Source organism: Victivallaceae bacterium (assembly GCA_036659455.1).
GTDB lineage: Bacteria > Chlamydiota > Chlamydiia > Chlamydiales > Chlamydiaceae > JAVXCN01.
The window spans coordinates 148,821-163,324 of the sequence record JAVXCN010000002.1; the positions used below are offsets into that span (position 1 = coordinate 148,821).

Annotated in this window: 12 protein-coding genes and 1 tRNA gene; 5 read left to right on the top strand and 8 right to left on the bottom strand. The window is 37.1% G+C overall.

Annotated elements, in window-relative coordinates; genetic code table 11:
- A complete protein-coding gene (locus tag RSA43_04700; protein ID MEG2496573.1) occupies positions 1–1,368 on the bottom strand; it encodes a hypothetical protein in 1,368 nt (455 codons plus the stop codon).
- A 204-nt stretch (positions 1,369–1,572) separates the two neighbouring features.
- Here RSA43_04700 and RSA43_04705 point away from each other — a divergent pair.
- Together RSA43_04705 and RSA43_04710 are read left to right on the top strand one after the other, a co-directional pair.
- Positions 1,573–1,654: transfer RNA gene (locus RSA43_04705), tRNA-Leu, on the top strand.
- Positions 1,655–1,884: 230 nt separating this feature from the next.
- Positions 1,885–2,169, top strand: a complete 285-nt coding sequence (locus RSA43_04710) for a hypothetical protein (protein ID MEG2496574.1) — start codon at positions 1,885–1,887, stop codon at positions 2,167–2,169.
- Here the strand turns inward: RSA43_04710 and RSA43_04715 are convergent.
- Positions 2,166–3,041: a site-specific tyrosine recombinase gene (locus tag RSA43_04715; GenBank protein MEG2496575.1), complete on the bottom strand. Its 876-nt coding sequence runs from the start codon at positions 3,039–3,041 to the stop codon at positions 2,166–2,168. The genes RSA43_04710 and RSA43_04715 overlap by 4 nt on opposite strands.
- A gap of 70 nt (positions 3,042–3,111) precedes the next feature.
- On the opposite strand from RSA43_04715, the gene RSA43_04720 reads away from it, so the two are divergent.
- The 3 genes from RSA43_04720 to RSA43_04730 all read left to right on the top strand — a co-directional run bounded on the left by RSA43_04720 (position 3,112) and on the right by RSA43_04730 (position 6,901).
- Positions 3,112–4,704, top strand: a complete 1,593-nt coding sequence (locus RSA43_04720; GenBank protein ID MEG2496576.1) for a glucose-6-phosphate isomerase — start codon at positions 3,112–3,114, stop codon at positions 4,702–4,704.
- A gap of 366 nt (positions 4,705–5,070) precedes the next feature.
- Positions 5,071–6,060, top strand: a complete 990-nt coding sequence (locus tag RSA43_04725; protein ID MEG2496577.1) for a malate dehydrogenase — start codon at positions 5,071–5,073, stop codon at positions 6,058–6,060.
- A 16-nt stretch (positions 6,061–6,076) separates the two neighbouring features.
- The gene (locus tag RSA43_04730) at positions 6,077–6,901 is read left to right on the top strand and encodes a hypothetical protein (protein ID MEG2496578.1); all 825 of its coding nucleotides are present in this window, start codon (positions 6,077–6,079) and stop codon (positions 6,899–6,901) included.
- On the opposite strand, the gene RSA43_04735 is transcribed toward RSA43_04730, so the two are convergent.
- From RSA43_04735 to RSA43_04760, 6 genes are all read right to left on the bottom strand, one after another.
- On the bottom strand, positions 6,855–7,913 hold the full coding sequence (locus tag RSA43_04735; GenBank protein MEG2496579.1) for an FAD-dependent oxidoreductase: 1,059 nt from the start codon (positions 7,911–7,913) through the stop codon (positions 6,855–6,857). The genes RSA43_04730 and RSA43_04735 overlap by 47 nt on opposite strands.
- A 114-nt stretch (positions 7,914–8,027) precedes the next feature.
- The gene (locus tag RSA43_04740; protein ID MEG2496580.1) at positions 8,028–9,602 is read right to left on the bottom strand and encodes an amino acid permease; all 1,575 of its coding nucleotides are present in this window, start codon (positions 9,600–9,602) and stop codon (positions 8,028–8,030) included.
- Positions 9,603–9,624: 22 nt separating this feature from the next.
- Positions 9,625–10,209 carry a pyruvoyl-dependent arginine decarboxylase gene (locus tag RSA43_04745; GenBank protein ID MEG2496581.1) on the bottom strand — a complete coding sequence of 195 codons (585 nt, stop codon included), beginning with the start codon at positions 10,207–10,209 and terminating at the stop codon, positions 9,625–9,627.
- 16 nt (positions 10,210–10,225) lie between these two features.
- Complete coding sequence (locus tag RSA43_04750; GenBank protein MEG2496582.1) at positions 10,226–11,671, bottom strand: carbohydrate porin; 1,446 nt, start codon at positions 11,669–11,671, stop codon at positions 10,226–10,228.
- 283 nt (positions 11,672–11,954) lie between these two features.
- A complete protein-coding gene (locus tag RSA43_04755; GenBank protein ID MEG2496583.1) occupies positions 11,955–13,400 on the bottom strand; it encodes a type I 3-dehydroquinate dehydratase in 1,446 nt (481 codons plus the stop codon).
- Positions 13,345–14,502, bottom strand: a complete 1,158-nt coding sequence (locus RSA43_04760; GenBank protein ID MEG2496584.1) for a 3-dehydroquinate synthase family protein — start codon at positions 14,500–14,502, stop codon at positions 13,345–13,347. The genes RSA43_04755 and RSA43_04760 overlap by 56 nt, the downstream gene beginning before the upstream one ends.
- Positions 14,503–14,504 lie beyond the last annotated feature (2 nt).

The following is a 14,504-nucleotide window of genomic DNA, read 5'->3' on the forward strand; positions in this document are numbered from 1 at the left end:
CTATGGCCTGATATTATATATGAAAGTATCTATGACTTCTTTTAATAATTTCAAAATGTTGGATCTACCCTGATGGCATTGAGAGGCTTCTTGAAGATAACGCTGCATATCGGTCCTTTCCAATTGCGTAATTTTCTCCAAACTGTCTTTGCGCATTTGAATATTTTCCTTAAGAAGTTTTTTTTCGTCTTCGTTCCAGGTATACTTATTTGCAGGGATATCCACACCGAGCTCTCGAGCTTTTTCTATCAACAGCTTCATTTCCTCATCATTTTTCCAATCAATATCTCCTTTTTCAGAGTTAATTTTTGAAGTTAATAAGGTGAGGATATCAACATTATCGGTGCGTTTTTTAATTTTTAGATATAACTCATGAGCTTCGGCTTCGGCTTGACCTAAAATTTTAGCCATAAGCCTCATATATTTGATAAATACGTTTTCGTCCTCTTCAGTTTTTTTTGGCTGTGTAGGAAGAAATTTATTCCTTTCCATATCGGAAAAAAGTTTTAGAGGAGAAGACATTTTCTTTACAAGAGTTTGTTGACTCGTCTCCATGGGTTTAACGGTTCTTAGATATTGAAAATCATTAATTGTAAGATGATGGTTTGGGGATGATACTTTTTCTTTCTCGGAAGTAACTCTTGCAGAGTCTTTCTTATTGATTTCATCTCGGTTTTGAGATTCCTGATCTTGAGAATCGTCATCCTGAGAATTTTTTCCTTCACGATTATTGTGCTCATCTTTTGAACAGTCTCTGTTAAGATCCGATTTCGAACTTTCGAAAGTTTTTTCTTCATTGTCCGCTTTTAAAGAGAGCGACATGTTATTCGATTTTTGCTGTTCTCTCACAGGCTTTTCTTGTAGCCCAGCCGTCTTATTGACATGAGATATCGGAGCTGCAGATATTTGTTGTGTCAAGGAATCCAAACTTGAATGGAATTTCGAAGGCGTTTGGGATGAAGAAGTTTGGTTGTAATCCTTGCGATTATCGGTTGAAAATCTCATATCGTTAATCGGAACTTCTGAAGGAGAGACATTAGGTTTCATTACCGAAACAGTTGATGATGATTCCGAATGTAAAGGAAGCATGTCTATTTCTTTGGACAATGTTTGTAATTCAATTTCCAGGCTAATGTCTTCAGGTCTGAGAAATACGAGAGATTTTGACTCAAAGAATAATTGTTGAGAACTAGTAAAGGGGGGGGGAGCCTGTGAAACGGAATAAATGCATTCCATGACTACATTCTGTATGTCGAGATTTACTATTTCAGGTTCTAAGGAGACCATCACCTCTCCGAGAATTGTTTTCATGACGCCTGTGTTCGTGACACTTCCTTCTAAAGAGACTGCACCTTCGGATTTGATCATACCTGAAACTGTGGATGATGCAGAATTATAAGAGATGTTGTCGCCATTAGTCATAGTTCTAAGTTGTCGGGAGCAAAAGGGTTAAAACAACGCAAACTTATCTAAAACACTATTTTCATGCAACCTAAAGCAAAATTTATGTTTAGTTTTTAAATGATTCATTGATTTACAAATATAATATCATCTGGGATACTCGACTCCCTTGCCCGAGTGGTGGAATAGGTAGACACGCTGGATTTAGGATCCAGTGCTTTGCGGCATGTAGGTTCAACTCCTATCTCGGGCACTTCTTTTTAAGTTTTTTATCAATAATTCTTTAAATAATTTTTCTGATATAAGCATGCCAATTTTTTGTTTTTCGGTTTAAAATGGAGATAGGTTTTTTATTTTTTTTATTTTGTTTTTATGAAAATTTTTTTTCTTGGAGCAATGTTAGTTATCGGTTTGGGTTTCTCTATCGAATCTAAAGAAATGTGCTTAGAGAGAAAAATCTCGGATCACAAGGATGATATTAGTTTGAATAGAGAAATTTCATCGGAAACTCCGAATACTAAGCTCCTATCCGTAAATTCGACTGAATCGGAAGGGATTTTTTCTGCAGTCGTTTCTCCCGTTGACGATTCTTCTACGGAGAAAGAGAAGGAGTGTACGCTTGATCAAAATAAAAGAGAAACGGAACGACCTCCTTATAGTTTCTATGAGTTCGGTAATGAATATTATTATCCTCAGACCGCAAATAACGGGAAAACACGTTGTTATACTTATATAGAGGACGGAACCGTTTTTTATAAATGTGATTAATGATTACGTGGATGAAAGCGGTTAAATTTTTCGATCATAGTATTTTTAGAGACATGGGTATATATGTCTGTAGTGGCAATGTTCGAATGACCGAGCAATTCTTGAATAATTCTTAAATCGGCACCGTTATCAAGCAAGTGAGTAGCGAAAGCATGCCTTAGGGTGTGAGGGGATATCGTTTTAAGTAATCCGCAAGATCGAGCATATACTTTAATTCTTTTCCAAACCGTGATTCGATCGAGCGGTTTCCCTCGAGAAGATAAAAACAGAACATCTGTTTGAAAAAGATCTCGATATGTTACTAAGTATTTATCAATTAATAATAAGGCTTTTGTTCCGATAGGAACGACTCTTGTTTTGGTTCCTTTTCCTGTAACACGAATGAAAGAATCGTTAACATCTGCTAATTTTAGATTGCAAAGCTCAGACACCCTAATTCCGGTTGAGTATAGGAGATTAATAACGGTTTTATCTCTCAGTTCGATAAAGGAATTTTCTTCAGGATAGTTAAGGAGTCGGTCAACTTCCGTACGAGTCAGGATTGAAGGTAATTTTATCCAAATTTTAGGATGCTCGAAGTTCGGTATTTCATTTTCGGAGATAAGACGATTGGATTTAAGGTAAAAGAAAAATATCTTGAGAGAAATAAGATGTCTGGCGACGGAAGTGTCAGCAAATTTTTCAGCATGTAAAGACTCGATATACAATAAGAAAGTCGTTCGGGCACTTGAAAAATTTGGTATTTCGTTGTACCAACCTAGATATTTTTTCACATCACTCATATAAGCGGAGATCGTATTTGCGGAAACGCCTCGATCTATAGTCAAATAGCTTAGGAATTGAGATAAAATATGATCTATCATAAAACGCATAATATCATTTTTCTTTGAGAATGATCAATGTCTCATGGAATTGAATTTTTGTTTTTGAGGAGCTTTAAGTATGTCCGTCGAATCTTTTTCGAATTATGATTCCGTAAGGAAATTAAAAGAATTATCTGAGCATCCCTATGATCTGACGGCAGAAGGTGCTTTATCTGAGGAACGTATGGAATTTTTCTCTGCGAATGATAATGTTTGTTCATACATTTATGCAATGGAGCGCTTAGATCAATTGGTTTTGGATGCCTTATTCGACTTATCTATTGAGAGTCGAGTTATTGAAAAAATGGAATTAATGCAAAAAGGTAGCGTGATGAACTTTATGGAGGGAGGTTTGTCCGGTGAAAACAGAAAGGTTTTACATACCGCGGCAAGGAGTTGGGTAAACGTTTCCGTTTCCGAAAATCTATCCGAAGAAGAGAAGCGATTTGCGAAAGAATGTCATAAGCTCGAATCTTTTATCAATCGTATTCATAAGGAAAAGCGTTTCAATACCGTTTTACAAATCGGTATAGGAGGCTCGGAATTAGGGCCTAAGGCGGTGTACTGTGCTTTGGAAGCCTTTGCGATTCCTGGATATAAGGCTTTCTTTCTTTCCAACATAGATCCCGATGCGGCGGATTCAATTTTAAAAACCGTCAACCTGAAAACGACTTTAGTTATAGTAGTATCAAAATCCGGGATAACTCAGGAAACTGCTGTTAATGAAAAATTGATAGCTGAGGAGTTTAAGAAACGAGGTCTTGATCCGAAGGAACATTTTGTAGCGGTTACTCAAGAAAAGAGTCCGATGGATGATTCCTCTAACTATCTTGAAGTTTTTTATATGTGGGATTATGTAGGAGGTCGTTATTCGGTTACTTCCATGGTTGGAGGTGTTGTTTTGTCATTTGCTCTTGGTTATGAAAATTTCAGGAAATTTTTAGAAGGAGCCGCCTATGTAGATAAGATGGCTTTGATAACAGATTTCAGGAAAAATATTCCTTTATTAATGGCTATGATCGGAATTTGGAATCGTAATTTTTTGGGATTACCGACTTTAGCCGTTTTACCTTATGCAGAACCTCTTTTTCAATTTCCGGCACATTTACAACAATGTGATATGGAATCTAACGGTAAACGAGTTAATCGAAAAGGACAAATTCTCGGTTTTTCGACGGCACCTGTAGTTTGGGGAGAACCCGGAACTAACGGACAGCATTCGTTTTATCAATTCCTTCATCAGGGGACAGATATTGTTTCTATTGAATTTATCGGATTCAAACGGAAACAGAGCGACATGGATATTGTCATCGAAGGAACGACATCGCACCAAAAATTAATAGCCAATTTATTTGCTCAGTCAATCGCTCTTGCAAAAGGGCAGATCGACGATGATCCCAATAAAAATTTTCCGGGTAATAGGCCGAATTCGTTACTTTTATTCGATCGTTTGGATCCTTACGTTATGGGATATCTATTGGCTCTCTATGAGAATAAAATAATTTTTCAGGGATTTTGTTGGGGAATCAACTCGTTTGACCAAGAAGGGGTTCAGCTGGGTAAGGTATTGGCAAGCCGGGTATTAGACATTATGTCAGGAAGAATTCAAAAAGGTGTTTTTCCTGAGGCGGATGCTTTGATCAAACGGTTATCCGATCTTAAAAAATTCTAAGATCGTTCATATTGAAAAATATTTTAAGATTCCGATATAATGGGTCCCTTATATTTGATTTGGAGTCCCTTAGGTATGTTTTTGGGTTCTTGCTTTCTCGATGTTTACGGAATTTTAGAGAAGAGGAAAGGACATCATATGTTTAAGGGTCCTAATTCTCGTCTCTGGATAAATCGGACGATTCTTTTTTATTCTTTGTCTTTTTAGTTAAGATTTGTTGATAGTCTTAATTTTTCATCTTTGCTAAGATTCTTTAACCCTATCGTTTTAGGGTATTGAGGGGACGTGTGTACTTTTGTTATTTCGTTTCCGGTTTCCTTATATTTGTATAATCGTTGTTCCGTGGATAGCGGATAGGAGGTCGTTTTGGAAACATTGAAAGTCGTCGTAACGGGTGGAACCGGACAGATTGCATATAATTTTTTGTTTTCTTTGGGTATTGGAGAGGTTTTCGGTGACTCTTATTTAATCGATCTTAGAGTCTATGATATTCCTGGGACGGAGAAGGGGCTTTCAGGTATTAAGATGGAGTTGGATGATTGTGCCTTTCCCTTGCTTTCCAAGATTAGTTACTATACTTCTTTAGAAGATGCTTTTGACGAGATCAATGTGGCTTTTTTGATTGGAGCTCTTCCTAGAGGGCCCGGTATGGAAAGATCGGACCTTTTATTGGCAAACGGAAAAATTTTCAAAGCGCAGGGAGCTGCTTTGAATCGTTGTGCCAATCCCGATGCAAAGATATTTGTAGTGGGCAATCCTGCTAATACCAATTGTTTAATTGCAATGGAACACGCGCCTGACCTTAAGCGGGCTAATTTTCATTCTATGATGCGTTTGGATCAGAATAGAATGCAGTCGATGTTGGCGCATAAAGTCGGTGTGCCTGTTGATGATGTTAAACAATGTATCGTTTGGGGTAATCATTCTGCTAGACAGGTTCCGGATTTCACTCAAGTCGTCATCGGGAAAGATTGTCTCTCCGCTAGTCAGTTGATAGGTGATCGCGATTGGATGGAAAATGTCATGGTTCCAACCGTTCAAAAAAGAGGAGCGTCTGTTATAGAGGCTAGAGGTAAATCCTCGGCAGGTTCTGCTTCCAGAGCTTTGGGCGCAGCGGCGAAATCATTATTTGTGCCTCAAGCAGGCGAATGGTTTACTTCCGGCGTTTGTTCCGACGGTAACTTTTATGGAATATCTCAAGGATTGATCTTCGGATTTCCTTGTCGAGCTACCGGAAACGGTGGATATGAGATTTTAAAAGATATAGTTTGGGATGATTTTATTGAAAGTGGGATCATGCTGTCGCAAGAAGAGTTACTTGAAGAAAGAATCGCAATACAATCGTTATTATCTTAATTTAGAGGAGAAGATTATGGATATGTCGCTTTCGGAAATGTCTTATAGAGCGTTGAAGCGTGTTTTTAATAAATCTAGATTTTTTTTAATTTTTTTCGGTTTATGCGGATTCGGTATCGTATTTTTATCGCTTCTCAGTTTTCTCAATCGATCGCACGTAGGTTTTACGATACAAGTGATGAGCACCGGAAGTTTTTTCTTATCATTTAGCTTTGTTTTCGCCGTCGGTATTATAGTGACTAATTTATTGGCTTTGGAAGATTCTTTAGAAAAGGAAACCTTGCTGAAAGTATTATCGAAACAATGGAAAAAGCTTTGGAATTCTTTGATGATCTCCGTTCCTTTTTTTCTCATATTCGCGTTTATGGTCATTTTAGTTATGATGAGTGTCTTCCTATCGATGCTTCCTGTTTTAGGTAGGGTTTTTCATGTCGCATTGACATTTCTTCCGTTTATAAGTGCAGCCGTCGTACAATGTTTATTCTGGGGATCTTTCGTTTCTTTATTTCTTTTTGTTCCGATTTTTTCTTTAAAAAACGGTATTGATTATTTCGATTTATTGAAGATGACAAAAAAGAATTTATTTATGAAGGCCATCGGTTTCTTAATTGCCTTTGCGCCTTTATTTGTTTCGTTTAAATTTATTAGGAGCTCATTAAACTTTATGTCGGATCTGTATTTTCTGGCTCCCAATGATTCTTGGGAAGGGTTTATCCAAGTACTGATCCTTGTAGCGCCTGTGTCTCTTTTATTGACACCCTCAATTTCCTTCTTTTTTAATTTTTCTTATGAATTTAATTCTGAGGAGCTGAATAGAGAAGTTCAAGATCAACATAACTGAGAGTATTGGCTAAGATGGATTGAGCCAGCATTTCTCCGCATAGTGCGTGATAGAGAAGACCTTTAGAACCCAAACCTAATAAGAACCAGTAGCCTTCGGGTGTTTTCCCGATAAGAGGTTTTTTGGTTGGACTTGAACAGCGAAATCCGGAATAGCAATTCAAAATCTCCGCTTCCGATAAAGCAGGGAAAATAGGTAAAAGTTTTTCTAGAATTTCTTGTTTCGCGACTTCAGGATCGGGTTCGTTTTCGATTTGATTATGCTCGAATGTCGAACCTAAGATACAGATGTTGTTTTCTCGGGTTCCGGCAACCATGTATTTTCTTGAATTGATACTGAAAGGCAATTTTGGTAATTCTTCCGGCCACTTGACCTCAAGGATTTGACCTTTGTTTTTTGTAGTCGGAATATTTTTCATTGACGGAATCAGATCACAATTAGCTCCAGCCGTAATGATTATCTGATCATAAAAATCCTTAATGTCATCTAAATTTTCGATTAATTCATCGTATAATTGCGTGCCCATAGAAGCACATGCATTCCAAAGTCCGTCTAAATAGGCATCATTATCTAGAGTCAACCCTCCGGGAATGAACAGGCCTCCACCTTCTTCAGGTAGCGTTAATCCTATGACTTTAGTCTCACATTTAGTACGATCCCACCATTCTAGCTCACCGGGATATTCGGAAGCTCTGGTTTGGAATAAGTTGATTTGTTCCGTTTCAAATGCAGGTCTTAAAATGCCCTTTGATATAACGATAGGTTGTTTAATGGATTTGCTGGCCGCAGTAATTAAACTGTGAGTAGCTTCAAGACAGCGATCGGCCAATTTGGGTTTTAGGGCACGATATCCCGGAAAAGTGTGTAATAAACCCGAAGACAGACCGGATGCACCGCCTCCAAGAGGAACCGGATCAAAGATATCGATAGTGGCCTTACCTTGAGTCAAAGCAAGGAGAAACCAAGAGACGGCTAATCCGGAATAGCCTGAACCGAGAACAGCAATTTTCATGAGGGGACAAAAGTTATTTTAGATTTAAGGCAAAATATAAAAGAAACTTAAATAAGTCAAGGAGTGAAAACTTCCGTGAATTCTTATTTTTAGGGATTCACGGAATTATTCAACTTAAAATTTCTTAAGATCTTTTGAAATATTTTTAATAAAGGTTTGTGAAAGATGAGATAGTTTAGTTTCGATATGCGGAAACACAACTAATGTTATCGTAGCGAGGCTGGTTAGAGTCAAAACAATGGTTCCCAAAATTCCCCAAACACCGAATAAAGGCACTTTAGTAACCGGTGGTTGAGTATTTGTCATATCTGTCGATTCTGTCGATATGGATGAGGTGTTTTTCGAATTTTTTCTGGTCCATACGTATATCGGTATGCCAACTGTAAGGAAAATACATGCCATTAGAAGATAATGTATGCCTGCCGCATAAATTAACCATAAAGCATATAGCGATCCTAAAATCCCAGTAAAGAGGCTCCATTTTAATTTTTTGTTTTTGTTTGTTTCCGAGTCTTGTTTACTGCATTTATACAAAAAGGCGGCACTGGTAAAATAAGCGGGAAGAACCATAACACCGGTAATGCTCAACATCGTATTCCAAGCGTTTGAAGCGAAATAGACTAAAAGCATTCCCAATTGCATAAGAGCACTAGTTATATATAAAGAAACACTAGGTGATAAGTGTTTGTTTTGCTTCGTAAATATTTTAGGGAAAGTGCCGTTTTGCGCCGCGGCAAAAGGAATTTCTGCCGTAACCATTGTCCATGCCAACCAACTGGTTAATATGGCAATTAATAAGCCGACGTTCATTAAATCGGCCCCCCAATTTCCCGTTATTTGACTCAAAACTCCGGCAGTTGACGGATTAGGAATTTTACTTAAATCGGCTTGACTCAAGCTGCCGAAAGGTAGGATGGACAAAAGAAGATACATAATCCAACATCCTAAGAAACCGAGGATAGTGGCTTTACCGACAGCATTTTGAGATTTGGCTCTTCCCGAAAGAACGACTGCGCCTTCGATGCCTATAAATGACCATAACGTTACTAACATCGTACTTTTAATTTGTATGCCGACTCCTTTCAAAGCAGAAGGTATTTTCGGTCCCCAAAATTCCGTTCCGAATTGGGAGAACCTAAAAACTACTCCCATAATTGCAATGAAAATAATCAGGGGAAGTAATTTACAAATGGTACCGACTATGTTAACGAAAGAAGCTTGTCTCACGCCTCTCAATACGAGAAAGTTGAAAAACCAAATCAAAATCGAACCGCCGATAATTGCTGGTATGGTATTCCCACCTGAAAAATAAGGTGGGAAAAAATAATTTAATGCATCCATTGTAATGACGGCATAACCTACATTACCGCAAATTTGGCAAAGCCAATAACCCCAACCGATTAAAAATCCGACAAAGGGACCGAATCCTTCCCGGGCATACATATAGATTCCCGTTTTTAAATCGGGTCTTAATTCGGATAAGGTACGAAACGTATTGGCTATAAAATAAAATCCGATTCCCGTTAATAACCAGGCCAGTAAAACACTGCCTGCATATGCCGTTGAAGCCATGTTTTGAGGAAGACTAAAAATTCCTCCCCCTACCATCGAGCTTATGACAATACCTGCCAAACCGATAACACCCAGTTTTTTAACGGGAATATTTTTATTTGTTTGTTGTTCCGTCATTGTTATGTCCCGCTATTTACAGTTATTTAATTATGACAGGTTCGGCATACTCAAAATTAAGAAATCCGAGTGCGGTTAGGCAAAATCCGAACGTTTGTTTAATATTCAAATAGTTATGGAAAAATTGAAATTCACTATGTTGCTTCACCCCTCTAATGTCCAATTCATGTTGAAGAGATTTTTTTAGCCACATATGAGCATGAGCTTGAGCAATATCATCAGTGATTTGAGTAGAAAAATATTCTATATATTCTGCCGCCCAACCGCCGATTAAATTTTCGTTCTTATCTTTTCCCCAACAAATGCCTATTCCGGTTGCAATGGCTTTATGTTCGGATCGATTGGCTCCGGTTTGCGCAATGATCGTTTCCAAAACGGCTCCGTGTTTGAACGAACTCAGGCATTTATCTATAGGGACGATGTTGTCGAATAATTCTTTAGGTAGCACGGAAGTATAAGGAACGATATTGAAATTTTCTATTTTGGCTTGCAGAAGCGCGCTGTCATAACAAAAAGTTTCAAAAGGTTGTGGGGGGATCCCGTCTTCGGCTTCTCCTACTCCCCCTGTGAAAAAAGCTAACGTTGGAAATCTAGTACCTTGTGTCATGGATTATTTCCTCATTTTATAGGGTTATATTCGTTCTTAAGCCGTAACATACGGCAGTATTTCTCTTAGGTTCTCTGGCAGGATGAATATAAAATTGAAAATCGGGGGATAAGGAAATATAGGGGCCGAATCCGATAGTACAAAAAGTTTCTATCACTGTTTCCTGAGATCTGATCGGAGTAGTTGCTGGATTGACAATTCCCGATCCTTTAGGACTTACGGCATTGACTGCCATGGCAAGTCCGATGAGATCTTGATTGTTTCTGTTACAAGGATTGTCTGCGGCTACTCCTAAAACGAAAGACCGTTTAATAGGTAACGCGTTGCCGCTGGCACCATTGGCTCGTCCGAACCAGCTAACTTTCTTGCTGACATTTTGACTGAAGTTAAATGACCATCCGGTCGTTTTAGCTTTTTGTTGAGGAACAGCTCTGGTGTTATAAACTAAGAAGGAATATTGTCCTGGTCCACACCTATTAGACGGATTCCATTGAGTGTAGAAGAACGTGTTGTATTTATTTTTCGAAAGATTCAGGAAGTCGATATTAACACCATTGATATTGAAAGCGTCTTGAAATCCTGCTTGCACCATCAATTGAGGCGTTAAATTGATTTGACCATAAGCTCCTAAACTCCCTAAGGAATATGTAGCACTGCCGTTTTGACTAAGGGCATAACTTATAAATCCTGTCTGTTGATCGTTATCGTAAGTCGTTCCGTCAATGGCATATAGACTATATTGTCCTACGACGGCACTGAACTTGTCATTAGGAAACACTTGAGTATAAGTTAATTGGTTGAAGTTGGAAGTGTTGGAAGTAAAATCGTTAATGCCTCCGGCTATGCCGATTCTATTTCCTAAAGTGAGAGCCTCATTTCCCCAATAACGAACGAGAATATAGCTGAATTGGATAGAACCCGCACCTTGTTCTTTGTTATTAAAAAGTTCCCAATTAACGGAAGGATTGTACATAGTCTGCCAAGCGACTTTCTTAGGGCCGATGTTGGAATGCGCGTATTGAGGCAGGATGGAAATATCCAGAGAGTATTCCGTATTCGTGCAATTTTGAATTTTCTTTTTAAATAATGAATAAGAACAATTTTTCGGGTTCCTTGAAGAGAAATAATTACAGCAATTTTTTTGAGGAGAACAGTTATGGGATTGAGGGTTATAAGGAGATATAGGATCTACTACTCTTGTTTCCAAAGGTGCTTCCGGCAATGCATCGCCATCCTTCATTCTTCTATTCGAATGTTTGATCTTTTTATACAGCTTGTGTTCCGGATGTAATTCTTTATGGGGAGTTACTTTTGTATCTATCGATGAGTATGATGTTTCTTGAATATTTTGAGATTCTGCCGAATCCTCTTGTTGAATTGCTCCCATAATAATAGGGATTGCGGAAACTAAACTTATAGTACGCGTAGTCAATTTACAAATCGACTTGAGTCGGTCTCTCATAGAAAAGTCACTCCAATTAAGATATTCGCAAGTTAAGAAAAAATTTAATTTTTTTCAAAAAAAAAAAAATGGGAGTCTATAATAAGTTTATTTATATATGTCTATATTTGTAGATTGAAGTTTGTTATCTAATTGGATCTAAATCTTATTTTATTTTTCTTAACATAAAATCCGACATGGCTGCTATTTTATTTTTGTATCAATCTTTTGAAGATATTCCCAATGGAAGGATGTTTTATTGAAAAATTGAAAATATCCGATTTTTTGACAAACGGTAATATCGTTATGTCATTTTTCTTGATGAGACTGCGTTCTGAACGATTTGTTCGAATTGCGCTTCAAACTTTCTGATTGGTAACTGCCAAAACTTGAATTGTTCGATAGCTTGGTTAGTGAAAACGGAAGTACCGTAAATGATCTTGCAATTTGCTTTAACGGCATTTTTTAGAAATAACGTTGTTTTAGGGATGGTTTTTAAATCCAATACTATTGATGTCGGTTTCAACATATTATTGGGCACTGAAAAATCAATGGGAGTGCAGTTAATTAAAATATCATAAGGTCGGCACAACGGTATCTTTTGGAAATATTGAAAATCGAATGATGATAAAAAATGATTGATCGGAGGTTTCTTTCTACCGATTACGGTAATGATTGCTTGATTTTCCAATAATTTTTTAATAACGGCTAATCCGGAACCTCCACTACCTCCGATCACTGCAACACTTTTATTTTCAGTTGAGATCGCTTTTTGCAAAGATTTTAGAACTCCGATACCGTCCGTATTAGTTGCATAGAATCTGTTGTTTTCGAACTTTAAAGTATTTAACGAATGATGGTTTTCCGAAGGAATAAAGCGCATAAGTTCTATTTTTAAGGGTGTAGTTATGCTGATTCCTTTGAATGGGAGTTTAACCGCTTCCTGAAGGAACAAGGGTAGTTCTTGTTTTGAAATATTTAATTTTACGTAAACGGCATCGATGTTTTTTTTTCGGAAAAATTCATTATGAGTGATGTGACTGACGCTTCGATTCACTGGATTTCCGATTAAACAATAGACCGAGGTTTGATCCGATGTTGTATTGAAATGATAAGTCTTAAGAAGACGGTTTAAGGATAATTGTCCAGGCGCTATCGGCAAGCTTTCATCTAAGCAACAATAAGTAATGGGATTATTTATAACACGACCCAATATTCTGGTGATATGTCCCGATTCTCCCAAGCCAATTGTAATAAGATCTTTTTTGTCTTTTGAGTAATTTAAAATTCGAAGAGCTTCAATTGAAGTAGATACATGAACGGCTATTTTATAGAAATGAATAGCCGGATGAAGAAGACTTTTATAAAGAGTATCTAAATTTGACGAGAAGTTATTGAAATCATGATAGGAGAAAATGATTTTGAGTCGGGGATGCAAACGCTTAATTTGTACAGCTAATTCTAAAGATTCTTGTTTTGATAAAAAGTTTCCTACTTCTAAATCAATATATTCGGAATTGACTTGTGCCATTGACAAAAGGGTTTTGATGTAATCATCTTTGGTTGTCTCTGATAAAGGTTTTAAAATCAAAGGAAGAGGTGATTGTTTTACGAATTGCTTTAACTGAGGGAAAATCTCTTCCGTAACGGATTTATATCCGACTTCTATCAGTTGAGCTTTTGATAAATTTTGTTTAGCGATTCTTAGAATTTTTGAGAAATCGATATTCCGTGTTGAGATACAGAGCATGTTTTAAGAAATAATAAGCTTCGTCAATAATAGGCTCTTTTATAACAAAACAACAATTATTTAAATCTTGAAAACAACTTCCTATTTTGTTCAAGATAACAAATCTAGGAATGTTTTTTAGAGATTTTTTATCTTTTTTTATTGTTTTTAAAAAGTTTGATTTTGAAAAATCATTTGGTATTTTCATTATTCCGTATTTTAAAATTAATTGATGAATCCTTTGAAAATGCACCTCTGAGAGATAATTTGATCTCAAAGAAATAAAACTTTCCGTAATTAATCCGATTTTAACTGCTTGACCATGAGACAAGGCATGGTTGGTAAGGGTTTCCAAGGCGTGCGCTATAGTATGACCGAAATTCAAAATATCTCTTTTTACGGCTTGTTTTTTTGCGGCTTTCAGGATATCGATCTTCCTAAGGCAAGATCGATAAATAAGAAATTCAATCTGATCGATATCAAAAGGTGGATTTTCGGATTCCAAGTAACGAAATAGAGAGGCATCTAGAGTTATGGCATATTTCAATATTTCGGAATAACCTTCAATAAATTGTCTTTCCGATGAAGAGTTCAGTAGGATGGGATCTATAATTATCAATCGGGGATGGTAAATTTGTCCGATCAGATTTTTTGTACCTAATACGTTGATTCCTGTTTTTCCTCCGATAGCGGCATCCGTCATTCCTATCAATGAAGTAGGGATATTAATTAAAGTGACTCCTCGACAAAATATTGAAGCTGCAAATCCGCCTAAATCGGTTGTAATACCTCCTCCTAGAGCAATAACGCAAGAATCAGAGTTCATACTTTCTCGATGCATAAAATGGATAATTCGTTTTAAGGTTTTCTCGGTTTTGTTTTTTTCTCCTGGAATGAAAGAGAATAATTTCGCTTGTAGATTATGTGAGCGCAAGTATTTCTGAAAATCGTTACCTATGAATCGCCTAACATTATCATCCGTTATAATGATAAAATGATTTCCTAAAGATTTGATTGCAGACAGTACCTTTTGAGAATAAAGAGAAGCTCTTCCGGATAAAACTTCGACTTTATCTTGTCCAAACTTCGGATGGTAATGCATTCTCAGAGGAGAATAACTCATTT